Genomic DNA, 23,661 nt, shown 5'->3' with positions numbered 1-23,661 from the left:
CGGCTCTACAGCGGGCGTGGCATCGGTTTGCGCTCAGGGCAGTGTGAGGCGGTACACCAGCACGCGGTTGTCGTTGTCGTACGGGCTGTCGCAGGCCTGGCCCTGCATGCGGCAGTGGCGGGCGATGAAGTCGTTGTCGTTGCCGATCAGCAGCAGTACGTCGTTCGGGTGCTGCGGGTCCAGCGCCGGCAGCACGTCCATGGCTTCCCACTTCTCTGACAGCAGTCCGGCATGTGGGCCGCGCTTTGTGTCCAGGTCCAGCCCGGCACGGGCCAACTGCGGGCGGTCCAGCAGGTTCAGCAGTTCGTCGCTGCGTGCTGGCATGATCTCCGGCTTCAGCGCGGTGTCGGTCGGGTCGGCCAGAACCGAGGCCGTGCCGGTTTCATAAGCACTTTCGGCCAGGTTGGTGGCATCGGTCACATCGACCAGCAGCACCGACTTGTAGACGATCGGGTCGTCGCCGTCCTTGCCCAGCCCGTTTCCGTCGCGGGCCAGCAGCAGAAAGCGATGGCCGTCCAGCGCGCGCAGCTCGCTCTGCGCCGCGGTTCGGTCCAGCTTGCCCTTGCCGTCGTGCGCGTAGGCAGGCAAAGCCATCACGTAATGGCCGATCGGCTGCTGTGGCGTTGGCGAGGCCTTCACGTCGTAGACCAGCACGCGGGTGTTGATGCGGCCCGCCGCGTTGCCCTGCGCGCTGTCCTGCAGCGTCGCGCTCTGCAGGGCGACGTACAGGCGGCTGCCGTCGGGTGACAGGCCCATGCCTTCCACGCCCTGGTTGTTGCGTCGACCGGTCTGCGGTGGTGCCAGCGAACCGAACGCCGGCTTGCCGTCGCGCTGCGGACGGATCGCGGGTGGTGCCACGATCACACCCTGCACCTGGCCCTGCGCATCGAAGTAGTAGACGTTGGCGGTGTACTCGTCGCCGATATAGAAGTGGCCATCTGCGGTGAACTGCAGTGACTCAGCATCCAGCGAGACCTTGCCCGCACCGGCGCCGCTGGCCGGCGAAGGCAGCACCACCTGGCGCTGAGTGACCGTGTGGTCGCCCGGGTCGGCACCGGTGAACGGCTGCCCGTTGAAATCCTTCAGTACCACGCCCTTGTCGGGCACCATCGCCAGCGTGCCAAGCTCGGGCTCTCCCGGGGAAACGTCGATGCGCAGCTGCATGCGCTCGACGCGGCCGGTGTAGTCGTAGAACAGGCCAGCCTCGGGATCGTTGCGGCCGCGGTCGGGCAGGGTCCACAGCACGCCTTCGTAGCCGTTGGCAGTGCGCTTCCAGGTGCCGGGCTGCACCGCCAGCGACGAGAACGATCCCAGCGTGTCGCCCAGGAAGTCCACCGTGCCCGCCGGCACCCGCCCGGCGGCGACCAGGCCTTTGTCCACATAGCTGCGACCGCCCAGCTGCAGGGTACGCGGCGCTGCACCCGTTGCCTCATGCGGAGCGGAGTATCCGCTGGCGGAGAGAGTGGCCATCAGCAGGGCGGTCGTGAGCATCAGTGGACTCCGGGCGGTCAATCAGAAGCGAAGGTCGATCGTACCGAACACCTGGCGTGGTGCCGAGGCATGGAACACGTACAGTTTGCCGGCCGGGTCGCTCGGGGCGAACACGCTCGAATCCAGGTTGCTGGCATAGCGCTTGTTGGTCAGGTTGGTCACGTTGAACGACACGCGCATGCCCTTGGCGAAGCCGACCTGGCCGAAGTCATAGCCACCGGCCAGATCGAACACGGTAAAGCCGCCGAAGCCCTGGTCGTTGGTGTAGGTGTAGAAGCGTTCGCCGGTGTACTTGCCGCGCAGGCTGGCGAACCAGCCGTTGTCGCGCCAGGTGATCTCGGTGGCCAGCAGCTGCTTGGGTGTATCGGTCTGGATCTTGCCCTTGATCTGCTGCTCGACGCCGGCCTGCACGTAGTTCGACGCATAGGTCGAGCGGTTCAGCGAGGCCGAGGTGTACCAGCTGAAGTGCTCGTTCGGGGTCCACAGCACGGTCAGCTCGGCACCACGGCTGTCGACGCCGCCGACGTTGTAGAAGCGGTTGCCGCAGGTCGGGCCGACCGGCTGCCGCGAGTCGCAGGGGTTGTACTGCAGCAGGCGGTTGTCGAAGCGCACGCTGTAGGCCGCGACCGAGGCCTGCAGGGTATCGGTGACGAAGCGGTAGCCGGCCTCCAGCGAGCGGGATTCTTCCGGCTTCAGGTTGCCCTGCGCGTTCCAGGTGGCCTGGCTGACTGCCTGCGGGCCCAGCTTGAAGCCGCCCTGGAACATGGCGATGTTCTCGGCGTAGCTGGCGAACACTTCGTGATGCTCGGCCAGGCGGAAGTTGGCGCCGATGCTGGGCAGGAAGTTCTTGCTGGCCTTCAGTTCGCCGGTGGCGAACTGGTTGTTGGAGGTCGGCGAGATCGGCGCCTTCGCGTCGCCCGGCAGGGCCTGCGCATCGGAGGTGGCATGCGGGCTCTTGGCGCCGAACTCCAGGGTCAGGCGATCATCGAGCAGGCGCCAGGTGTCCTTCAGGAAGAACTGGTGGGTCTTCCAGCGCGTGCGCTGGGCGAACACACCGACGTCGGAGGGCAGGGTGTTCATGCCACTCAGGTCGCGCGGGCCGTCCACGGCGGTCTGGTAGCGCTCGGCGCTGCTGGTGTTGCGCTCGTACCAGACGCCGCCCTCGATGCGGTGCGCGCCCAGTTCCCAATCGAACGAAAGCGTGCCGCCATCGCGGTCGATGGTATAGATCGTGTTGCGGAAGATGATCGGGATTTCCTGCGCGGTGCCCTTGTTCGACCACGCGCCGCTGTTCCAGTTGTGGCCTTCGCCGCGGTCGTCGTGGTGGTAGGCCAGGGCCCGCAGGCTGAAGCCATCGGCCAGGAAGAAATCGCCGGCCAGGTAGTACAGGTTGTCATCGCGCAGGATCTGCCCGGCGGTGAACGCACCGTCGGCATCCTTGTCCCGGCCGCTGCTGTCGCACTTCTTCGCGTTGAAGCTGGCGGTATTGCAGTAGGCCTTGGCCACGGCCTTGTTCCAGTCCGGCGCATAGCCGCCCCAGTCCCAGCCCAGCCCGCGCGACATCTCGTCCTTGGACAGGTAGAAGTAGTCGGCCTGGGTAGTGCGCGAGGTATCGACGAAACCGGTGATCTGGCCGCGGTCGAAGTTCCACACGCCCTTGGCGTTGAACTGCTTGGTGGTGGATCTGTTGTAGGCGGTCTGGTCGTTCCACAGATCGGAGACCGCGTTCATGCCGGAAACGTAGCCGGAGAAGCCGTTGTACTCGCCGCTGTCCACGCGCACGAAGGTGCGGCGGTTGGCATCGCTGCCGAAGGTCTGCACCACGCGGCCGCCGAGTTCCTGCGCCGGGCGGTCGGAGGTGTACGAAATGGTGCCGCCGAGGTTGCTGGTGGATGGCGTGCCGAGGCTGCCGATACCCACGGCCAGTTCGGCGCCGGCCATGTTCTCGCTGATCAGCGCACGGTTGATGGTCAGGCCGTTGTAGTTGTTGTACGCGCCATCGCCCAGCGGCACGCCATCCAGCGTGTAGCCGAGGCGGGTGGAGTTGAAGCCACGCAGGCTGAGGGTCATCGACTGCTCGTTGGTGCCCAGCGCATCGGCCGACTGCGCGTTGACGCCCGGCAGCAGGTTCAGGGTCTTCTGCAGGCTGGTACCCGGCGGCAGGATGTCGAGGTTCTCGCGGGTGATGCGCTGCACCTGGCGCGCTTCACCGCTGCCGATCACCGAAACCGCATCGAGGTCGGTGGCGGACGTGCCATGGGAGGTCGGGGCAGCATCCTGCGCCCAGGCCGCGGGAGCAAGCGCGATCGACAGCGCGGCGGCCAACAAAGTCTTCGTCATGTTGCAGACACTCAGGCAGGCACGAGCCACCGCGCTGGCGCGGAGCTCATGGAATTGAAAAGGGGAGACAAGCGATGCGACTGCAGGCGCTGCACGCGCCGTGGGCCCACGTGAAAATGGTGCGCTAGACAGATGACTGTCTGGTGACACCGCTACAGGCGTGGCATGCCGGAGCATGCATTGATATATGCCAACCTTGGTTGGCATGCGCGGCGTCGTTGGTGGAACGCCAACCAAGGTTGGCGTCTACGGGGGCGCCGAACGAGGTCGGCGTCACTGTGCGATCAACCCGCGTTGCGCGGCTTGCGCGTGCGCTTCGGCTTTGCGGTGTCACCACTGCTCACGGCACCGTCCTGCAGCGCCTGCAGCCAGGACAGGGTGTCCACGTAGTCGATGAAATGGCGCAGGTAGCCGGGGCTGGTCGCCTGCATCGTGTCCAGCATGCGTTGCACCAGCACCGCCGAGTTCAGCGGGCCGCCGTCGGCGGGGGCCTCGGTGCGCAGCGAGCGGCGTACCTGCAGTTCGCTGCGCAGCTCCGACCACTCGCGCTGGACCTGCTGCAGCATCGGCACCTGCGGGTAATGCGGCAGCGAGCGCGACCCCGCATCGAGGTCGCGCACCAGTGCGCGCAGTCCCTCCAGTGCGGGCGGCTTACTTGGCATCCGGGGCCTTGGGCTTGGGAATCGGCGCGATCTCCACGCGACGGTTGCGTGCGCGTCCTTCCTCATTGGCATTGGAACTGACCGGCTGCTCGCTGCCGAACGCGGCGGCGAACACGGCGTCAGCCGGTACGCCATCGGCAATCAGGGTACGGGTCACGGTCAGCGAACGTTGCGCGGACAGCTCCCAGTTGTCGGCGAAGCGGCGGTTGCCTTCGCGCACCGGCGCATCATCGGTGAAGCCGCTGACCATGAGGATTTCTTCGCGACTGCCCAGATAGGCGGCCAGCGGTGCCGCCAGGCTGCGCAGCAGCTCCTGGCCTTCCGGCTGCAGCTGGTCGGAGTTGAGCGCGAACAACACGCTGCCGCTGATGCCGATGCGGCCGTCAACCAGCGTCACGCGACCGGCAGCCAGCGGGCCAGCCAGTGCCTGTTCGAGCGTCTGCAGGCGCTTGGCTTCGGCCTGGCGCTGCTTCACTTCCTGGTCCAACCGCTGCGACAGCTCCAGCTGCACCGCGACCACACCCACCAGGATCAGCACGAACGCACCCAGCAGCACCGACATCAGGTCGCCGAAGGCGGCCCAGATCGGGGCGTGTGAGCCGCCATCGACCTCCAGCTCGTCGCTCATGCGCTGCCGGCCTTGCCGCGGCGCGTGGCCAGCTGCTGCAGTTCTTCCATCACCTGCTTCTGCGACAGCAGGCTGAGGTCGACCACCTCGCGCGCCTGCGCCACGTAGTAGGCCAGCTGCTCATCGCTGCGGGCCAGCGAGGCATCCAGTGCGCCGCCAATCTGTTCCAGGCGGCCGGAAAGCTCGGTGGAGGCACTGCCGAACTGCGCGACCGCTTCACCAAAGGTGCTGGCCAACTGGCCCACTTCACCGGCGCTGCCGTTGAGCGCTGCGGCGATGCCGTCCAGCTTCCCGGTCTCGGCGGCGATATGGTCGGTGAAGCGGTTGCCGACGCGCTCCAGCAGCTCGGCGGATCCGCCAACCAGCGCGTCCACGGCGGTGCGCTGTTCGTGCGAGGCATGGTTGATCGCATCGAGCAGGGTCTGCACGGTGGCCAGCAGGCGACCGCGTTCTTCCAGCATTGCGTTGTCACGCACCAGGCTTTCAGAGAGCGTGCTGCGCAGTTCGTTGATGACGTCGGCAGCGGCCTTCGGCGCGGCTGCCGCGGTCTGCAGCAGGGTGGAGACTTCGGCCAGCGTTGCGCTGGCCTGTGCACGACCGTTCTCGCCGATCTGCTGTGCGGTCGCCGCCAGCGTGTCGCAGACCTGCTGCTGCTGCGCAGCCAGGCGCTCGCCGTTGGCCCGCAGGCGCTCGGCCAGGTCGGTGGAAACGTGCTGCAAGGCATCGCTCCAGCGCTGCAGGCGCTGTTCGTCGCCGGCCTGCAGCTGCGCATGCAGCGCGGCGTGGGCTTGCTGCAGTTCGGCGCTGACCGCGTCCCAGCGCGCCTGGCGCTGCTGTTCGCGAGTGTCCAGACAGGCCTGCAGTTCGGCGTGCGCAGCTGCGGCGGCAGCCTGGGCGGCCTGCCACTGCTGCGAGCGCTGCTGTTCGTGGTCCTGCAGCAACGACTGGCTGGCGTCGTGACGCTGCTCCAGTGCCCGCAGCAATGCCTGCGCATGCTCGTCCAGCTGCTGGCCGGCCGCCAGCAGCGCCTGCTGCTGGCGCTCGACCAGCGCGCTGTTCAGTGCCTGCTGCTGCTCGATGGCGGCGCGCCAGGCCTCGGCGTTGCCATTGGCATCGACCTGCAAGCGCTCGCCGATGCGCGCGACCAGTGCTTCGGCCTGCGTGCCCTGACCATCGCTGAAGGCCTGCAGGTGCTGGCGCAGATCGTCCACCAGGGCCTGCTGTGCCTGGCTCTGTTCACTTACGACCTTGGCCCAGCTGGCTTCGGTCGCAACGCGGCTGCGCTCGAAACCGTCGCTCAGGCCAGCCAGCTGCTCCTGCACGGCCTGCTCGACGCGGGCGTGCAGTGCTTCGCTGTGATGGGCCAGGCCAGCCAGCGTGGTCTCGGCCATCGGCTGCAGCGCACCGCCGATGGCGGCGGCGCTGGCTTCGGCGCCTTCGCGCAGCGACTGCTGCAGCGAGACCGCCAGACGCTCCTGCAGCGCCTGGCTCTGGATCAGGAATTCGGCCTGGCCGGCCAGCAGGCGCTCGTTGGCGGCCGTGCTGTGCTGTTCAAAGGTCTGTGTCATCGCCTGTAGGCGGTCGACCAGTGCCGGCAGCGCGGCGGACTGTGCCTGCAGCAGGCGCAGCGACTCGGCGCGCTGCCAGGCCTGCGAGTAGGGGTGCAGGTCGCATGCAATGGCCCGGTCCAGCTGCTGCACGGCCTGCAGCCGATCCCGACGCAGCAGCGCCGCCAGCAGGCCGAGCATGGCCGAGCTGGCCACACCGGCGATCGAGGTACCGAATGCCACCGCCAGGCCCTGCACCGGCGAGGCCAGCGAGCCGCGGATGGCGGCCATGTCGGTCGCGCTCTGCAGCGCCAGTCCGGTGCCACGCAGCGTGTCCATCATGCCCAGCAGGGTACCGAGCATGCCCAGCAGCACCAGCAGGCCGACCAGGTAAGGGGTCAGCACCGGTGCGGGCAGGGCGGTGCGCTCGCCTTCCACGCGCAGGCGCACGGCGTTGCGCAGGCCTACCGGCACGCGCTCCAGCCAGGGGGCGAGGCTTTCCTTCGCGCTGGACAGGTCGTTCAGTGCGGCGCGCAGGCCGTTGCTGGCCTGGCGGTAGCGGTACAGCTCCACGCCACCGGCGATGTAGCAGGCCGCGATGATCGCCGCCACCGCTGCACCCAGCGGATGCACCGAAACGTAGCCAATGCCGATCCAGCACACGGCCAGCAGGCCGACAAGGAAGACAACGACATGGAAAGCAGTTCTGGACATGGTGTTCCGGTCAGTGGGAGCGCAGGGCGTCTTGCAGCCCTTCGATCGGGTGGAAGCGCAGCTGCAGCTCGGCGAGCAGCAGCGTGCGCATGTCATGGCGGAAGGCTGTGCGCCAGCCGGGCTGGCCGTGCACGCGTTCAAATCGGGCGCCGAGCACGGCCGGCGCAGTGGCCAGCAGGCTGTGCTCGCGCGGGGTGAGGGTCTGTTCCATCACCGCATCGACCTCGGCCAGCCGCGCCAGCTCGGGCGAAACCTGCACCAGCTGGTCGCGCAGGCGGCCGCGCAGGCGGCCCGTGGCGGTCTGGATGGCCTGCTGCAGTACCCGGTAGCGCTGGCGCAGCGAGGCGAAGTTGGGTGCGGCGGCAGCTTCGGCCAGGTCCAGCAGGCGCTCGGCCTCGGCATCCTCGCGGATCGAGGCGAGCAGGCTGGCGTGCGCCTGGGCGCAGTCGGCCAGTACATCCTCAACCGCTTCGGCGGCTTCACCGGGCTCGGGCAGGCGTCCGCCGAGCGCCCCGGACAAGGCCACGGCACGGCTCCAGTCCACCCACTGGCCGAGGCGATCGGTCAGGGCGGGACTGGTGGCCGGCATCGCGCCGTCGCTGAGACGGGCGAGCAGGCGGAGGAACTCCGGTCCACCCAGGACCGGCTGCGCTGCGTTCGCCATCAAGGGGTGAGGGGCCAAAAACCGTTGATTTTACAACCAGATGACCCCGGCTGGATGAAGGCGGGGCGGGGCGGGGGCGCCCGCAGGCGCGACAAGGCTTAGAATGTCCGGCTGCACCCATCCCGTTCGACCCCTGGAGTTCCCCAATGACCGTTGCGCAGTTCTACCCGATCGGCACCCCCGGACAGCCCTGGGGCGACGCGGAACGCGCACAGTGGCGGGCCCGCCAGCAGCGCCGGCGCAGCTACCACGACGACGTGGTGGCCGCGCTCGAGCGCCTGGACGACAGCTTCGATGTGATCCAGTACGGCCAGCTGGACTATGCGCCGGACCATTACCCGCTGTTCGCCGTGGTCAACCACGACTGGAACCCGGCGCTGCCGACCGCGCTGATCACCGGTGGCGTGCATGGCTACGAGACCAGCGGCGTGCACGGTGCCCTGCAGTTCCTGGAGCAGCAGGCGGAGCGTTACCTGGGCCGGCTGAACCTGATCGTGGCGCCGTGCGTCAGCCCGTGGGGCTACGAGCGCATCCAGCGCTGGAACCCGGACGCCATCGACCCCAACCGCAGCTTCCGTGACGGCGGCCAGATCGTGGAAGCCGCCGCCCTGATGGCCTGGGTGGCCGAGCGCAAGCCGAACCTGCTGGTGCACCTGGACCTGCACGAGACCACCGACAGCGACCTGCAGGAGTTCGATCCGGCGCGTTGTGCCCGCGACGGCAAGCCATTCGAGCGCGACACCATTCCGGATGGTTTCTACGTGATCGGCAACAGCGAAGATCCGCAGGCCGAGTTCCAGAAGGCATTGATCACCGCCGTGGCCCCGGTCACCCATATCGCCCCGGCCGATGCCGAAGGCAACCTGGTCGGCCTGCCGCTGCAGTCGCCGGGCGTGGTCTGGGGCGAATCCCGTTCAATCGGCGCCTGCGCTGGCTTCACCGATGCGCGCTTTGCCACCACCACCGAGGTCTACCCGGACAGCCCGCGCACCAATCCGCAGGAATGCAACGACGCCCAGGTGGCGGCGGTGTGTGCGGGCCTGGATTTCGCCCTGGCGGCGCAGTAGCGCGCCACGTTCCGGGCAGCGACCGGCATCAGCCGGCGCCTTTCTTTCGCCGGTGAGGTGGCCACAGCCGGCGAAGCCGACGCGCGGCAACCTGCGAACACATCCAGATCGTGCTGGTACACCCCGCTGTTGACCGCGAACAGGCCCAGCAGCGAGTGGAAGAGGTTGTCGTGGCTGTGCGCCCGGTGCAGGGCATTCTGGTGCAGGCAGGCCAGGTCCAGGCCTGCGTTGCGGCTGAATTCGGGTGAGAACCACATCACCATCGGCACCTGGGTCTGCTCGCGCGGGGCGATGAAGTAGGGCGTGCCATGCAGGTACATGCCGCGTTCGCCGAGCGACTCACCATGGTCGGAGACATAGATCAGCGCAACGTCGCGGTGGGCCGAGTAGCCCCGCAGCAGGCCGATGGCCTCCGCAAGCACCTGGTCGGTGTGCACCAGGGTGTTGTCATAGGTGTTGACCAGTGCCTCGTTGCTGCAGTGCTGGATCTGATTGCTGTCGCAGGTCGGGCTGAAAGCCCGCGACGCTGCGGGATACCGTTCAAAGTAGGTCGGCCCATGACTGCCGAGCTGATGCAGCACGATCAGGGCGTCGCCGTTGATGGCATCGATGCGTGCGCCCAACTGGTGCAGCAGCACGTCGTCGTAGCAGGTGCCGTCGGCGTTGACGCACTGGCCGGCCACCTTCAGCGCAGGCATGTCCTCGGTCGGTACGCGTTCGCACACGCCCTTGCAGCCGCCGTTGTTGTTGTTGCGCCAGAGCACGCTGATGCCGGTGCGCTGCAGGATGTCGAGCACGTTCTCCTCGGTTGCGGCGCGCACGTCGTCGTACTGGCCTCGGGTCATCTGCGAGAACATGCACGGCACCGAGATGGCAGTGGCGGTCCCGCATGAGGAGACATCATTGAAGCTGATGACCCCTTCCTTGCGCGAGAGCCGGGGATTGGTCGCGCGTGGGTAGCCGTTGAGCTGGAAGTTCTGTGATCGCGCGGTCTCGCCGACGACCAGGATCACCAGCTTCGGGCGCGGGCCCGGCGCGCGCTGTGCGTCCATGCCAATCGCGCGCAGCGGTTGCTGGCGGGTGCTGTAGAGACCTTTCAGATAACCGTGGGTATGCCGCACCACGTTCAACGGCAGCACCTGGTCGCGGATGTGGCGGTTGTTGCGCAGCAGTGAGGAATAGTCCTTGTAGAACGCGAAGCCGATTGCCAGCAGTACCAGCAATGACGCCAGAACGCTGACTGGCCACACCAGCAGCGAACGTATCGAACCGGCCCCGCTGGTGGTGCGCACCAGGGCCAGCCCGGCAGCGGGCAGCACGCCCAGCGCCAGCAGGGTCAACAGCAGTGGCAGCGACAGATAGGCGTTCAGTTCGGCCTGGTTGGTCTCGAACACGTTCTGCACCATGCTGCGATCGATCAGCACGTTGTAGTGCAGCATGAAGTAGCTGCAGGCGGCGCTGACGACAACGAGCAGCACCAGCAGCGGCCTGCGCAGGAACGGCAGTGCCAGCAGTGGCGTCAGCATCAGGTTGAACAGGCAGAAAAGCACCACCGGCAAGCTGGCCAGGAACAGCATGCTGCGCAGGCTGTTGAGGTCGATCAGCCCCCACAGCGTCTTCCAGAGGGCGATGTTTCCAATCGTGGTGAAGAACAGTGCGGTGGCCCAGACCAGAACGATCGGATGGGGCCGTGGAAAACGGCGGCGTTGACGCACGAGCAGGTTCCGTGGAGCGGGAGTGCGCGCAGTATCGAAACCGCTTTATCAGGAAGTTGTCAGGTTGGGCGGACTAGCCCAGCAGGATCACGCCCCACACCGCGCCCACCATCAACAGTGCGGTGGTCTGCGCGGCGCTGCCCATGTCCTTGGCGTTCTTGGACAGTGGATGCTGTTCCAGTGAGATGCGATCGACCACTGCTTCGATCGCCGAGTTGAGCAGTTCCACCACCAGGCTGATGAAGCAGACCGCCAGCACCAGCGCCCGTTCGAGCTTGCTGATGTCCAGTACGAACGCTGCAGTGATCAACAGCGCGTGCAGGAGCAGCAGCTGGCGGAATGCCGCCTCGCCACGAAAGGTAGCGATGAATCCGTCTCGCGAATGGATCAGGGTGTGGAAGATGCGGCCCAGGCCGGTCTTGCCATGCGGGTACTTGCCGCTGTCCTTGGGGTGCTGCATGCCGTTTCCGCCGTGAAGTGAGCAATCCCCAGCATGTGCACGCGCGTGTCAGGAAACCGTCAGGCGGGCCATTCCAGGCTGAACCGGCATCCCTGCTGCGAGGAGTGCACCGTCATCCTCCAGCCCAGGTGCTCGACGATGCGCTGCACGATGGACAGCCCCAGTCCCTCGCCATTGTGCGGGCTGCCGGGCACGAAGCGCTGGAACTGCTGTGGGTCGATACTTGAGGGCAGGCCGGGTCCGGTGTCGGCGACGGTGAGTGCGGTGTCGTGGAGGGTGATCCTCACTTCGCCCCTTTCGGTGTACTGGCAGGCGTTGCGCAGCAGGTTCCAGATCACGCTGTGCGCCAGATCTGCGTTGGTGTCCAGCACGGCGTCATGCCGGGCATCAAACGCAACGATCACCGGCTTGCCGGAAATCCACGGTTGGCAGCGCTCCATGCAGGATTCGATCAATGGGCGCAGGGCCACCTTGTTGCGCGGCACGGAGCCGGGGGTATGTGAGAGCAGCAGCAGGCAGGACAGCTGGCGCTGCATCTCCTGGGTAGTGCGCAGGATACGCTCCGCGCTGGGGACCAGGTGGCTGTCGGACGGAAGCTGGCAGGCAAGGGTTTCCGCAGCGCCGCCGATGATGGCCAAGGGCGTGCGCAGCTCATGGCTGGCATCGCCGCTGAAGCATTGCTCGCGATGCAGGAACCGTTCGAGCTCATCACTGTGCCGGGCGAAGGCACGGGCGAGTACACCGATCTCGTCGCGGGCGTCCTGACAGGGAAAGGGCTTCCGCCCGCTCTGCACGGCATCGGCCAACTGCGTGATGGGCGCGATGACGTGCGATGCCACCCTGCGACCGATCAGGAAGGCGCCGAGCACGCAGATCGAAATGACCACCGCGGCAAAGGCATTGATCAGGTGTTCCAGGTAGCCATAGGGTGCAGCGTCCTGCAGCAGGTAGTAGCGCTGGCCGCCACTGTCGAACACACGCAGGTGCCACTCGTCGGGTCCTGCTTCGCCGTGGTAGCCCAGGCCGTACTGGCGCAGCACCATCGGCACGCTATGGCTGTCGTACAGCTGGCTGCCCGGGGGCAGGGCGGTGCGCTCGCCACGGGCCAGTGCTGCCTGCAGCTTGTGCACGGCACTGTCCTGGGTCCGGGCGATGACCGCGGCCCTGACCTGGTCGTAGTCCACCTGTTCGGCCAGGACGATGAAGCCCATCGCGCCGGCCATCAGCAGCACGAACGAAATCGTGATGCGGGTACGCAGGGCCAGGCGGCGGTAGAGAGCGGCAGGGGTCACGCCGGCATGCGCCAGCCGACGCTGTGCACCGTGGCGATCAACGTGGTGTCGAAGCTGCGGTCCACCTGCAGGCGCAGCTCATGGATGTGGGTACGCAGCGCGCCGCTGTCCGGTGGCTCGTCGCCCCAGACCAGGTATTCCATCTCCTGCTTGCGCACCACGGCAGGGGCCGCGCGTACCAGGCACATCAGCAGTTTGTGCGACGTAGGCGTCAGCGCGATGCAGCGCCCCTGTCGCCAGGCCTGCGGCGAGCGCGTATCTACCTGCAAGTCCTTCCACGCCAGTACGCTGTCGACCTGACGGCCCTGGGCGCGTCGCACCAGGGCCTTGATCCGCGCATCCAGTTCCTTCAGCGAGAACGGTTTGACCAGGTAGTCATCGGCGCCGAGAGCGAGGCCCTGCACGCGGTCCTCGACCGGATCGCGCGCGGTCAGCATCAGGATCGGCACCGGGTTCTGGAATTCCCGGCGCAGCTTTCGGCACAGCGTCATGCCATCCAGGCGCGGGAGCATCAGGTCCAGCAGGATGGCGTCGTAGTCGTGCTGCGTGGCCCGGCGCAGGCCGCTGGCACCGTCGCGGGCGTCGTCCAGCACGTAGCCGATAGGCTCAAAGAAAGCGTACAGGTTGGCTACGAGCTCGGGGTTGTCTTCGATGATCAGCAGGCGGGTCATGGCGTGCGTCCTTGCGCGTGGCCGAACTGTGCCCGATCCCTGACTGATTGCCAATGCGCATGCTGAATGGTTCGCGGCCTGGGTTCGGCCGCGTCAAGCGACGTTCAATCGGCCGGCATCTTCGGAAACGAACTGCCAGCCGATATCTTCCGGTTTGTCCGAAAAGAACAGGCTCATGTAGGTCGGCTTGTCCTTGTTGATCAACGAGGTGCGGAACGATTCGACCACCTGTTCGATGGCATTCACATCAGCCGATGATGGGCGCTGGCTTGCGTGGGCCGGCAGGCCTGCGGCGAGGCACGCAGCGAGAAGCGCGTTCTGGATTCCGGTGGCTCGCATCGTTCATGACGGCCTTCTTAGGGTGGAAGCGCCACCGGGGCCCCGGCTACAGGGCCCCGGCGCGCTCCGCATTCAACGATGCAGCGCGTCGATGATCAAGCCGGTCGCGATCTCCACCAACAGGTACTCGGTGTCGGACTGGCGCACCCAACGCTGGCCGCGACCCGGATTGCGCAGGTCATAACGCGCGTAATCGTCCACCCAGTAGCGGCGGTCCACTTCGGCCCAGGGCAGGCGGTCGCCACGACGCCAGGCCTTCTTCTGCCAGCCGGGCGGCGGCGCATCACGGTTGTGCGGGCCGCCGGCATGCGGCGGCGGGCCGTTGCCGCGGGCGTGATGCGGCGGGTCAGCGAAGGCGGGGGCCGCAGCCAACGCGGTGGCGGTGGTCAAAGCGATGGCAAGCAAACGTGTGGTCTTCATGGAAGTGCCTCCGTCATGGCCGCAGCATGCGGCGCTGTGGCGGGAATATAGGGCAGTCAGTGTGAATGAATACGGGTTTGGGAGGCACTTTTCTGAACAGACGGCGCGGCCTGCAGCCGCTGCCAGGCAACGGGTCACTGGACCCCGCTCGGGGCTGAATCTGTTGCAGCCCAGCCTCCACCCAACGACAGGAAAAGATCCATCTGCCGGTCAATGCGCTCCGCGCGCGAGACGGCCAATGCGGACTCCGCATCTGCCAGCGCGGCCTGGGCCGAAAGCAGGTCGAGAAAATCGATCCTGCCGAAACGGTAGAGCTGCTGCGCCTGCCCGGCGGCCCGCGCTGCATCCCCACGCGCCTGCGCCAGGCTGCGCTCGCGTTCAAGCTCCTGCGTGCAGGCAGAAAGCGCGGTCTCGGTCTGGCGCAGTGCCTGCAGCACGACGCCGTCAAAGGACGCGAGCGCGGTATCTGCATTGGCACCTGCCGCTGCGACGCGGGCCTTGGCCACGCGGCGGTTGGGCCAGTGCCATGACAGCACGGGACCGATGCTCGCACCGAAGCCGTCGGCCGACAGCAGATGCGCCGGTGTGCCGGCCACGCCCGAAGAGGCGCCCAAGGTGATCTGCGGATAGAGACCCGCCGTCTCGACACCGATCATTGTAGTCGCGGCGGCCAGGCTGCGTTCGGCTGCGCGTACGTCGGGGCGCCGCTGGAGCAGTTGCCAACCATCACCGACCGGCAGCGCCTGCTCCAGCTCCGGGGGGCCTGGGCAGGCTTCGGCCTCCCTGGGATAGTCCGCCGGGAGCCTGCCCATCAATGCGGCCAGTTCGAACAGTGCGGCCTGGCGTTCCGCCAGCAGGTGCGGTATCCCCGCCGCGCTGCGGTTGACGGCGGCACCGGCACGGCTGACATCGAAGTCCGTTCCGCGCCCTCCGGCAGCCAGGCGTCGGGTTGCCTCCAGCGTGGCGCGCTGTATCGCCAGCACCTGCCGGGTCGCAGCGAGCGTGTAATTGCTTGTGCAGATCTGGAGATAGGCACGGGTGACGGCAGCAGCGACGACCACGCGGACCTGGTCCCGTGCCGCAGCGACGGCCTCCGCGTCCGCGTTGGCGGCTTCGATGCCGCGGCGGATGCCGCCTGCTAGATCCAGCGGATAGGAGAGGTGAAGGCCCAGCGCATAGGATTGCGGTGCGGCCGACGCCTGGGCGTAACCACCGGCATGGGTGAGCGCGCCCGATGCATCCACGTCGGCCTGCACGGAACTGCGCGCGCGGTACTCCGCCACGGTTGCGCTGGCGCGCCGAAGGTTGGCATCGGCGGCGCGCAGGTCGGTATTGGCCGCCAGTGCTTCGCGTACGTAGGCGTCAAGCTGGGGGTCGCCATACAGTTGCCACCATCGATCCGGTGGCGCGTCGTGGCTGAACGATGCCTCGCTGCCCGAGACGAACGCCCGGGCCGCCCGGGGGGAGGCTGCGACGGCATTCGCAGGCAGGTGATAGTCGGGGCCGGATACGCAGGCCGTCATGGGCAGCAGCAGGGCAAGCAGCCCACCGCGTAGTGTTCGCACGCTCACTTGCAGGCTCCCGCTGCCGAGGGTGTGATGGTCACACTCGCAGTGCGACCCACGATCAGGCGGGTATCCGACGGCGCATCATCGATGCGGATGCGTACCGGGATGCGCTGCGCCAGCCTCACCCAGGTGTAAGTTGGCGCCACGGCGGGCAGCAGGTTGTGTGTGCTTGAGCGCTGATCGTCGGCAATGCCGGCGGCGATGGTATCCACGTGCCCGCGGACGTCGTGGTTGTCGCCCATCAGCCGGGCCACGGCGGCATCGCCCTCGGTGATGCAGCCCAGCTTGGTTTCCTCGAAATAGCCCTCGATGCGCAGGCTGCGGGTGTCGATCAGCGCCAGCGCCTGTGCCCCCGGCTGCAGGTAGTCGCCCGCGTGCAGGTCGAGGTTGGTGATGATGCCATCGGTGGTTGCGCGCACCTCGGTGCGTTGCACGTTGAGCTGGGCAACGCGCTGTTCGGCCCGTGCCTGCGCCAGCGCGGCCAGCTCGGTATCGACCTTGGCGGCGTTGCGTTCGCGGGTTTCCGAAGCGACCAGGTTGCCAAGTGCGTTGTCCCGCGCCGATTCGCGGCGAGCCAGCGCCAGCGTGGCATGCGCGCTCCTGACCGCCGCGTCTGCCTTCTCCAGCGTGGCGGCGAAGCGTGGCTGATCGAGCACCAGCAGCAGCTGGCCGGCACTGACCCGCTGGTTGTCGTGCACCAGCACCTGGGTGACCAGCCCCCCCATGTCCGACGCAACGCGCACCACATCGGCGCGCACCCGCCCATCCCGCGTCCACGGGCGCATTTCGTAACGATTCCAGAGGGAGAGCGCGGCAATGGCGGCAAGCGCACACACGCCCAGCGTTGCGCTCCAGCGCCCGATGACAGCAAGCAGGTCTTTCATTTCATTTCTCGAGCAGGGGCGAGAGCCGGATCATCAGCTCCGCCAGGATCACGAACAGGGACAGGCCCACCAGCGGCCGCGCGGCGAACAGCCGGTACAGACCGAGGCTGGCGAGCAGGCGTGAAGTCAGTATCCACAGCGCCAAGGCGGCAGCGGCCACGGCGAGCAGGCCGGGAATGAGCACGCCATCAATGGAAAGATCAGAGAGCATGCGGTCAGTGCCGATGGGTGAGCGGTGAGGCCAGCAGGTCGCGGCGCAACCCGCTGAGCAGGTGCAGCAGATTCCCTCGATCGGCCTCGGCGATGGCTGTTGCGGCCTCGCGCATGCAGTCCAACAACTTCAGAAGATGGGCATCGACACTGCGTGGCGCGTGGGCGCGAACCCTGAAATGTGCGGCGACGCGTTCGACCAGCGCCGCGTGTAGCGCCCGAACGTGCGGGTTGTCCAGGTACTTGTCCAGTGTGCGGAGTTGGCTGGATGCATGTGCCGCACGAACGTCCGCAAACAATGCCCGCAGCTCGTGTACTGCGCTGGAACGGCCCTGCAACCTTGGAGCGAGCAGCCCGATTCGATCCAGCATGCGGCTGAGCAAGGCGCGGGTCACATCACCTCGTCCGGCGGTGTGTCGTGCGATATCCCGACGGATCGAATGCTCCAACCGTGCGCGGTTGCGGCCCGCGTCGGCGGTTTGGAACAGCTGCATGCTGCACAGTGCCACCGTCGTACCCACGAACAGCGCAACGCTGTTGTTGAGTGCGCCGACGATGTTGACCGAATTGGTCGCGCCCAGGCCTGCGATGATCGGGAAGGTCAGTACCACGCCCAGGGCGGCCATGATGAAGGGCGGCCGGGCAAGGAACGATCCGCACAGCAGCAGCACCGGCGCCAGCGCGGCAATCAGGCCGAGGAAATCGGACAACGCGGGGAAGATCAGTAGACCGTAGAGCAGGCCGACGGCCACGCCGATGCACGATCCCACCAGGTAGCGCATGACATGCGGTGCCGGCGCTTCGATCGTGCCGAACAGCACGCACGCCGTGCCGATGATGGATACCGCCGTGGCGCCCTCCGACCAGCCGGTGACGATCCACAGAACGCAGCTCAGCAGGATGCCGGCGAACGCGCCCAGCGCGCTGCGCAGGGCAAGCCGATGATCCCGGTGAAGTACCGCACCCTGCACATGTCGCGCAAGGCGGGCAGGCACATGCCGACGCCAGTCGGGACGGGCAGTGTGCAGTTGCGCCTGCAGCACGCGGCAGTCGGCGTGGGCGAGGTCGAGCTCGGTCTGTTGCGCGGCGAGGCCGGCCTGCAGCAGATCGCGCCAGCCCGTTGCATCCATCGCGCCGGCCTGTGGTGAACGCAGCCGGTCGATGGAATCTTCCACCGCGCTGGACAGCATCAGGACGTCCAGCATCCGGTCGTGCAGGGCGCGCAGGATCTGCACCTGCGCCACGCCGTGGGCGCTGTCGTAGGGCAGGTGGATCGACAGCACATGCAGCTCGAGCAGGTCGGCGGCCACTTTCGAGCGGTCCGTCGCCAGCATCGTTTCCGATGCACCGGCCCGCATGTCGCGTGTCCATCGTTCCGCATCATCCAGCACAGCGGCAACCCGCGCGTGCACGCGCATCGAGACCCGGCGCGGCAGCACCAGCGCATGGACCAGCGTTGCGGCAAGGATGCCGATGGCGATTTCCTGCACCCGCGTGATGGCGATGGTGAACACGTCTCCCGGCACCATCACCGCAGGAAACCCAATCAGGCTGGTGGTATAGCCGGCCAGCAGGAACGCATACGCACGCGGCGTGCGGTCGAGCATCGCCAGGTACAGGCACAGCGCCATCCACGCCGCGAGCGCGGCGCTCAGCACCAGGGGGGCATTGGCAAATCGTGGCACCAGTGCGACGGTGGCGAAGGCCCCGCCCACGGTGCCGAGCAGACGGAACAGGCCGCGGCTGAGTGTCGCCCCGGAAAGGGGCTGCGACACCAGATAGACCGTGCCGATCACCCAGAACGGGCGGTTCAGGCCGATCCGCAGGGAGACATACAGCCCCAGCGACGCGGCGAGCAGGCATTTGAGTGAGAACAGCACCGCCTCCTGGTCGGTCCTGAGGGCAGGGCTTTTCAACCGGGCGAATGCCTGGAACAGGTGGGGAAGAAAAGGTGTGGGGAGGTGCATGCGGGTCATGCTAGTGATCGGCCGCACTGGCGAATTTCGCTACAATGACAACCAATCGCTAAAACCGGTCAATGTGAGAATGGCTCGCATTTCGCTCCCCGGCTTTGACCTGGACCCGGACGAGACCGATCGCCCGGCGGTCGCCAGCCGCCTGCAGGTGGCCGAGCACGACGCGGAGATTCCCGTACATGAGCATCGCAAGGGCCAGCTCATTCTTGCGCTGCATGGGGCGGTGACCTGCGAAGTGGCCAGCGCGTTGTGGATCGTGCCGCCCCAGTGTGGCGTCTGGATTCCGGGTGGCATGCCGCACAGCAATCGCGCCACCGCCAACGCGCGCCTGTGCTATCTGTTCGTCGAGCCCGGCATCGTCGATCTGCCCATGCAGTGCGTGACGCTGGCGATCTCCCCGATGCTGCGGGAGATGATCCTGCACCTGGCCGACGCGCCGCTGGACTACCCGCATGGCAGCCACACCGACCGGCTGGCGCGGGTGTTGCTGGACGAGCTGGTACAGATGCCTGCCGAGCACCTGTCGTTGCCGGTCAGCCATCACCCGAAGGTGCGTGCATTGGCTGCGGCATTGTCGGCTGATCCGGCAGACCGCAGCACCATCAGCCAGTGGGCCGTGCGCCTGGCCCTGGGCGAGCGCACGCTGACCCGGTTGATTGAGCGAGAAACGGGCTTGTCCTTCGGACGCTGGCGGCAGCAGCTGCACCTGCTCATCGCCATTCGTGAACTCGCCGCGGGCGCACCGGTACAACGCGTTTCCGAGACGCTGGGCTATGAGTCGGTGACGGCCTTCATCACGATGTTCAAGAAGGCGCTTGGCCTTTCCCCGACGCGGTACTTTGCGGTGCGCCTGCGCGGGCAGTAGTCGGGAACATCCCGGCAAGCCCTTGCCTGGAATGGCTAGTTCAAGGTGCCGGAGACCGATTGAATCGCGGTCACCACCGCAGCAGGATCCTCGCGCTGGAGGGTATGCCCGGTCGCCAGGTAGCGATGCGTGCCGCGCGTGAATCCCGAGAAGAGCAGGGCGTGCTGCGCCTTCCAGAGTGCCTTGCCCGCTGCGGTTTCTTCGAAGAACAGCGGTTCGGCAGCGAGCTGGGTTGCAGTCAGCAGCGCGACCGGCACGTCCGGCATTGAGCGCGGGGTCTGTGCACCGGGTGCATCCAGTTGTTCCGTCAGCACGGCATAGTCGGCGGCCATGGCCGGCGGCAGCATTGCCCGCAGCTGGGCATCGTCTGCCTGCACGCGGGCACTGTCGGCCTGCTTGAACGCATGGCGCTGACCCATCGTGGCCGGGTCCACCAGCACCAGGCCCTGCAGGCGCTCCGGATGGCGGCGTGCAAACTCCGTGGCCAGCGGGCCGCCATAGGAATGACCCACCAGCACCACGCGGCGACCGGGGGCGAGCGTATCGATCACGGCCGTGAGGTCGGCCAGATGCGCATCGATGCGCTTGGCGTGACCGTCGCTGCCGGACTTGCCGAGTCCTGCACGGGCGTAGGTGATGCTGTGGTAGTCGCGCCCCAGACCCGCAACCACCTCCTTCCAGGCGCCCGCGCCCTGCCCGAAACCGGATTCAAAGACCACAGCGATCGGGCCGGTCCCCGTCTCTTCGGCCTGCAGTGCGTAGGCGCCGCGATCCACCTGGATTTCGCCGGCGTGGACGGAGCCTGCTGCGGCCATCACCGCGGCCAGCACCCACATCGTCACTCGGCTGCTATTCATTGCCATTCCCCCTGGGCCGTGCCGCGTGGCAGCCCTTCCGATGGGTCAGGTCTGCAGCAGAGTGCCACAGCCTGCCGACCCCGCGACAGGTCGTGCTGGTAATGTAGTGAGGTATAACACCGACCCCCTGTGCAGGAAGTCATGGGGACGGGGCGTAGACCGCTGAATGGCGTTGGATGCTTGAATCTGTGATCGGTTACGCGGCTCCACACTTGAACGTGCAAGCGTCTTCAACGATAAAGGCGGCATGTGGCACTGCCGCATACCGGACCAGGGACGATCCGAAGCATGACGCGGGGAACACCTTCGCGTTCTCGTTCCCGCCGGCGCTGTGTTCGTCCAGGAAGGAGAACAGGGATGTTGGAACGACTGAAGACCATTTCGTGTGCCGTGCTGGCGATTGTTGCCGTTGGCTGCATTGCGCCGGCTGTTGTACAGGCGCAGGAAAGCAAGATCACCTGGCGTATTTCCCAGCCCGGCGGCGACGCGACCCAGTACAAAACCCAGCAGGCGGCGGTGGCCGGCATCAAGAATCTGCCGGCGCCCAGCCCCTTCCCGCCGGAGTTCCAGTTCGGCTGGCAGTACGTCGACAAGATCAAGTCGAAAGTCGTGGACTTGAACGGAAATACGTCGATTACCTACTGGATGGGAAAGACGCAGCCCTCCGACCCTGACTGGACTTACTACGGCGCGGGTGATGGTGGCTTCTTGTCCGAAGAGGAAGTGCTGGAAGCGCTCATTGCAGACTTGCAGGACATCAATCCCCAGTGTCCTGGGGAAACTGCTGTGCCGGAAGGAGAATGGGGCCCAACTGCTCCAGGGATGGACGGAATTTCGGAGGTCAGGGAGTACCGGGTCACCGGCATGCTGGGCAGCAATTCGGCGGAGTCTCCGTGCGTGCCCTTCGACGCAGGAACGACAGGGCTTGCTCGCATGCGACGCTTGAACTGCCCGATCCCCTTCACGCAGTGGTCCAACACACACAACGCCTGCGTCAGCGAAGAATTCGTTGCAACCATTACCTCGAAGTCGCAAAAGTGCGACAAGGACGGCGGCAACGGTAGCTGCCCCATGTCCCGCAACGATGCAGCGGCGAACATGAGTCCGATTCCCGACAAGGACCCGGCCTCCAACGGCGGTACCTGCGACGGCAATGTCGGCAACCCATGTGATGTCAAAACGGGCGAGAAGTACGAGATCGCGCCGGACTTCGATCTGGGCTGGATCGCGCTGACGCGCTTCTATCACTCCGGCATCTCCACCTCATCCGGTGGCTTCGGTTATGGCTGGACCCATTCGCTGGGCGCCCACCTGGCACTGGATGGCGTTGACAGTGTGGGCATCATTGAAAGCACTGGTTTCCAGCGTGCATTCAAGAAGATCGGGCAAGCCTATGAGGCGGACGACGACAGTGGCGATCGTCTGGTCCAGAACGGCAACTGGACACTGTACACGGCCGATTCCATCTCTACCTTCGGCGCGGACGGGCGTCTTGCCGCCAAGCGCTTCGCGGATGGCACGTCGCTGACCTACATCTATGACGACAGCGACCGCCTTGCAGCCGTCACCCACAGCAGTGGCCGCACGCTCGAGTTCGTTTACCAGTCCAACGACTATGAGGCGCTGATCAGTTCGGTGCTGGTCGAAGGCATTCCGCTCGCCACTTATACCTACACGCCGCAGAACCAGGTCGCCACGGTGACCTATGCGGGTGGTGGTGTGCGGACGTATCACTACGAGAACCAGGACTTCCCCCAGCACCTGACCGGCATCACCGCCGAGGACGGTCGCCGCTACAGCACCTTCACCTACGATTCCATCGGTCGTGTGATCTCCAGTCAGCATGCCGGCGGTGCCGATGGCGTGACGCTGGCCTACAGCCCCAATGGCGGTGCGGTGGTGACCGACGCGCTGGGGCGGCAGACCGACTACACCCTGACACCCGGAGGCGATAGCGCTCCGTCGCGCAAGGTGACCGGCCTGACGGATTCGCAGGGAACCGTCAGCCGAACCTACTACGACCAGAGTGTCGACTTCCGCCGGCGTCTGAATACCTACACCGATCGCCGCGGCATCCAGACCAAGCACACCTATGCGCAGGGCACCGATCCGGTGAGCGGTCGTGCCGTCAGCATCCATACCGTGACCGAAGCGGTCGGCTTTCCCGAGCAGCGTGTGGTGACCACGGCGCGCGACGTCGAAACCAATGCGGTACTGACCACCCGGATCGGTAGCCGCGAAACCCGCACGGCCTTCAATTCCCGACGCCAGCCGACGGCCAACACCGTGACCGACACCGCTTCCGGTCAGACGCGCATCACCAACTACACGTACTGCGAAGCCGCTGATGTGGCAGCGGCAGGCAGCTGCCCGGTGGAGGGGCTGCTGAAGAGTGTGGATGGCCCGCGCACGGATGTGGCCGATGCCGTTACCTATGCCTATTACTCGGCGGATGATGCAGGGTGCGCGACGGGAGGTGCCTGCACCTATCGCAAGGGCGACCTGCGCAGCGTGACCAATGCGCTGGGCCAGACGGTCGAGACTCTGGCCTACGACGCTTTCGGACGGCCGTTGTCGGTCAAGGATGCCAACGGCGTGGTCACCGACTACACCTACCATGCTCGCGGCTGGCCAACCTCGGTCACCGTACGTGGCGCGACCACTGCCGAGAATCGGGTCACCCAGATCAGCTACTGGCCGACCGGCCAGGTGCAACAGATCACCGAGCCCGACGGCAGCAGCGTTTCCTATGTCTACGATGCGGCGCTGCGCTTGACCGATATCGAGGACAACGCGGGCAACACGATTCACTACACGCTGGACAATGCCGGCAATCGCCTCAAGGAAGACACGCTCGATGCAGGCGGTACCCTGCGCCGTACCCTCGCACGGACGTTCAACACACTCGGCCAGCTGACCGCACTGAAGGACGCAGGCAACCACGCTACCGGCTTTGCCTACGATGCTAACGGCAACCCGCAGACCGTGACCGACGCCCTGCAGCGCGTGACCAGCCAGCAGTACGACCCGCTGAACCGCCTGGCCCAGACCTTGCAGGACGTGGGTGGCGTGGCCGCCGAGATCCGCAGCCAGTACAACGCGCTGGACCAGGTCACCCAGGTCACTGACCCGAAGGGCCTGCATACCACCTACGCCTACAACGGATTCGGTGACCTGACCGGGCAGGTCAGCCCGGACAGTGGCGCCAGCAGCTTCACCGTGGACGCCGCCGGCAACCGCAAGACGGCCACCGATGCACGCGGCATCACTGCCACCTATCACTACGATGCA

The 23,661-nt window shown here is 66.5% G+C and carries 19 protein-coding genes and 1 pseudogene; 3 read left to right on the top strand and 17 right to left on the bottom strand.

Annotation, left to right across the window (positions count from 1 at the left end):
• Positions 1-33 precede the first annotated feature (33 nt).
• From N5D20_RS20995 to N5D20_RS20970, 6 genes are all read right to left on the bottom strand, one after another.
• Entirely contained in the window at positions 34-1,491 is a 1,458-nt protein-coding gene (locus tag N5D20_RS20995; RefSeq protein ID WP_279915099.1) for an esterase-like activity of phytase family protein, read from the bottom strand.
• Positions 1,492-1,512: 21 nt separating this feature from the next.
• Positions 1,513-3,831 (bottom strand): TonB-dependent receptor, encoded by a 2,319-nt coding sequence (locus N5D20_RS20990; protein ID WP_279915100.1) that lies wholly within the window; start codon positions 3,829-3,831, stop codon positions 1,513-1,515.
• A gap of 284 nt (positions 3,832-4,115) precedes the next feature.
• Entirely contained in the window at positions 4,116-4,493 is a 378-nt protein-coding gene (locus N5D20_RS20985; protein WP_100445952.1) for a DUF2894 domain-containing protein, read from the bottom strand.
• Positions 4,483-5,121, bottom strand: a complete 639-nt coding sequence (locus tag N5D20_RS20980) for an OmpA family protein (protein ID WP_005409939.1) — start codon at positions 5,119-5,121, stop codon at positions 4,483-4,485. The genes N5D20_RS20985 and N5D20_RS20980 overlap by 11 nt, the downstream gene beginning before the upstream one ends.
• Entirely contained in the window at positions 5,118-7,382 is a 2,265-nt protein-coding gene (locus tag N5D20_RS20975) for a DUF802 domain-containing protein (RefSeq protein WP_071305340.1), read from the bottom strand. The genes N5D20_RS20980 and N5D20_RS20975 overlap by 4 nt, the downstream gene beginning before the upstream one ends.
• Before the next feature lie 10 nt (positions 7,383-7,392).
• On the bottom strand, positions 7,393-8,046 hold the full coding sequence (locus N5D20_RS20970) for a DUF3348 family protein (protein ID WP_019337835.1): 654 nt from the start codon (positions 8,044-8,046) through the stop codon (positions 7,393-7,395).
• A gap of 146 nt (positions 8,047-8,192) precedes the next feature.
• Between N5D20_RS20970 and N5D20_RS20965 the strand changes: the two genes are divergently transcribed.
• Positions 8,193-9,113 carry a M14 family metallocarboxypeptidase gene (locus tag N5D20_RS20965; RefSeq protein WP_043396360.1) on the top strand — a complete coding sequence of 307 codons (921 nt, stop codon included), beginning with the start codon at positions 8,193-8,195 and terminating at the stop codon, positions 9,111-9,113.
• On the opposite strand, the gene eptA is transcribed toward N5D20_RS20965, so the two are convergent.
• From eptA to N5D20_RS20915, 10 genes and pseudogenes are all read right to left on the bottom strand, one after another.
• The gene (gene eptA / locus N5D20_RS20960; RefSeq protein ID WP_227200023.1) at positions 9,017-10,828 is read right to left on the bottom strand and encodes a phosphoethanolamine transferase EptA; all 1,812 of its coding nucleotides are present in this window, start codon (positions 10,826-10,828) and stop codon (positions 9,017-9,019) included. The two genes, N5D20_RS20965 and eptA, sit on opposite strands and share 97 nt — an antisense overlap.
• Positions 10,829-10,901: 73 nt before the next feature.
• The gene (locus N5D20_RS20955) at positions 10,902-11,288 is read right to left on the bottom strand and encodes a diacylglycerol kinase (RefSeq protein WP_019659912.1); all 387 of its coding nucleotides are present in this window, start codon (positions 11,286-11,288) and stop codon (positions 10,902-10,904) included.
• 59 nt (positions 11,289-11,347) lie between these two features.
• On the bottom strand, positions 11,348-12,580 hold the full coding sequence (locus tag N5D20_RS20950; protein ID WP_279915103.1) for a HAMP domain-containing sensor histidine kinase: 1,233 nt from the start codon (positions 12,578-12,580) through the stop codon (positions 11,348-11,350).
• Entirely contained in the window at positions 12,577-13,251 is a 675-nt protein-coding gene (locus tag N5D20_RS20945; RefSeq protein WP_019659910.1) for a response regulator transcription factor, read from the bottom strand. The genes N5D20_RS20950 and N5D20_RS20945 overlap by 4 nt, the downstream gene beginning before the upstream one ends.
• Positions 13,252-13,368: 117 nt before the next feature.
• Positions 13,369-13,590 (bottom strand): annotated as a pseudogene (locus N5D20_RS20940) (nuclear transport factor 2 family protein); the annotation flags it as partial.
• 72 nt (positions 13,591-13,662) lie between these two features.
• The gene (locus tag N5D20_RS20935) at positions 13,663-14,010 is read right to left on the bottom strand and encodes an RcnB family protein (RefSeq protein WP_021204235.1); all 348 of its coding nucleotides are present in this window, start codon (positions 14,008-14,010) and stop codon (positions 13,663-13,665) included.
• A gap of 134 nt (positions 14,011-14,144) precedes the next feature.
• Positions 14,145-15,581, bottom strand: coding sequence for an efflux transporter outer membrane subunit (locus tag N5D20_RS20930; RefSeq protein WP_279915104.1), 1,437 nt, complete (start codon positions 15,579-15,581; stop codon positions 14,145-14,147).
• The gene (locus tag N5D20_RS20925; protein WP_100445944.1) at positions 15,578-16,462 is read right to left on the bottom strand and encodes a biotin/lipoyl-binding protein; all 885 of its coding nucleotides are present in this window, start codon (positions 16,460-16,462) and stop codon (positions 15,578-15,580) included. Before N5D20_RS20925 ends, N5D20_RS20930 begins: the two co-directional genes overlap by 4 nt.
• 1 nt (position 16,463) lies before the next feature.
• Positions 16,464-16,673 carry a DUF1656 domain-containing protein gene (locus N5D20_RS20920; RefSeq protein ID WP_279915105.1) on the bottom strand — a complete coding sequence of 70 codons (210 nt, stop codon included), beginning with the start codon at positions 16,671-16,673 and terminating at the stop codon, positions 16,464-16,466.
• Positions 16,674-16,677: 4 nt separating this feature from the next.
• Entirely contained in the window at positions 16,678-18,648 is a 1,971-nt protein-coding gene (locus N5D20_RS20915; protein ID WP_279915107.1) for an FUSC family protein, read from the bottom strand.
• Positions 18,649-18,718: 70 nt separating this feature from the next.
• Here N5D20_RS20915 and N5D20_RS20910 point away from each other — a divergent pair, with 70 nt between their 5' ends.
• Positions 18,719-19,513, top strand: coding sequence for a helix-turn-helix transcriptional regulator (locus N5D20_RS20910; protein ID WP_279915108.1), 795 nt, complete (start codon positions 18,719-18,721; stop codon positions 19,511-19,513).
• A gap of 35 nt (positions 19,514-19,548) precedes the next feature.
• On the opposite strand, the gene N5D20_RS20905 is transcribed toward N5D20_RS20910, so the two are convergent.
• Entirely contained in the window at positions 19,549-20,370 is an 822-nt protein-coding gene (locus N5D20_RS20905; protein ID WP_279915109.1) for an alpha/beta hydrolase, read from the bottom strand.
• A 357-nt stretch (positions 20,371-20,727) separates the two neighbouring features.
• Between N5D20_RS20905 and N5D20_RS20900 the strand changes: the two genes are divergently transcribed.
• Positions 20,728-23,661, top strand: a 2,934-nt coding sequence (locus N5D20_RS20900) for a DUF6531 domain-containing protein (RefSeq protein ID WP_279915110.1), incomplete at its 3' end; no start/stop codon positions are given.

Source organism: Stenotrophomonas sp. GD03877, from assembly GCF_029840555.1.
Classification (GTDB): Bacteria; Pseudomonadota; Gammaproteobacteria; order Xanthomonadales; family Xanthomonadaceae; genus Stenotrophomonas; species Stenotrophomonas geniculata.
The sequence above is the reverse complement of the archived record's forward strand: the minus strand, read 5'-3'. Positions and strand labels throughout refer to the sequence as shown.

Coding starts and splice junctions, on each gene's coding strand:
- N5D20_RS20995 (WP_279915099.1), bottom strand. CDS start 1,491: ATGCTCACGACCGCCCTGCTGATGGCCACTCTCTCCGCCAGCGGATAC.
- N5D20_RS20990 (WP_279915100.1), bottom strand. CDS start 3,831: ATGACGAAGACTTTGTTGGCCGCCGCGCTGTCGATCGCGCTTGCTCCC.
- N5D20_RS20985 (WP_100445952.1), bottom strand. CDS start 4,493: ATGCCAAGTAAGCCGCCCGCACTGGAGGGACTGCGCGCACTGGTGCGC.
- N5D20_RS20980 (WP_005409939.1), bottom strand. CDS start 5,121: ATGAGCGACGAGCTGGAGGTCGATGGCGGCTCACACGCCCCGATCTGG.
- N5D20_RS20975 (WP_071305340.1), bottom strand. CDS start 7,382: ATGTCCAGAACTGCTTTCCATGTCGTTGTCTTCCTTGTCGGCCTGCTG.
- N5D20_RS20970 (WP_019337835.1), bottom strand. CDS start 8,046: ATGGCGAACGCAGCGCAGCCGGTCCTGGGTGGACCGGAGTTCCTCCGC.
- N5D20_RS20965 (WP_043396360.1), top strand. CDS start 8,193: ATGACCGTTGCGCAGTTCTACCCGATCGGCACCCCCGGACAGCCCTGG.
- N5D20_RS20955 (WP_019659912.1), bottom strand. CDS start 11,288: ATGCAGCACCCCAAGGACAGCGGCAAGTACCCGCATGGCAAGACCGGC.
- N5D20_RS20945 (WP_019659910.1), bottom strand. CDS start 13,251: ATGACCCGCCTGCTGATCATCGAAGACAACCCCGAGCTCGTAGCCAAC.
- N5D20_RS20935 (WP_021204235.1), bottom strand. CDS start 14,010: ATGAAGACCACACGTTTGCTTGCCATCGCTTTGACCACCGCCACCGCG.
- N5D20_RS20925 (WP_100445944.1), bottom strand. CDS start 16,462: ATGAAAGACCTGCTTGCTGTCATCGGGCGCTGGAGCGCAACGCTGGGC.
- N5D20_RS20920 (WP_279915105.1), bottom strand. CDS start 16,673: ATGCTCTCTGATCTTTCCATTGATGGCGTGCTCATTCCCGGCCTGCTC.
- N5D20_RS20915 (WP_279915107.1), bottom strand. CDS start 18,648: ATGACCCGCATGCACCTCCCCACACCTTTTCTTCCCCACCTGTTCCAG.
- N5D20_RS20910 (WP_279915108.1), top strand. CDS start 18,719: ATGGCTCGCATTTCGCTCCCCGGCTTTGACCTGGACCCGGACGAGACC.
- N5D20_RS20905 (WP_279915109.1), bottom strand. CDS start 20,370: ATGAATAGCAGCCGAGTGACGATGTGGGTGCTGGCCGCGGTGATGGCC.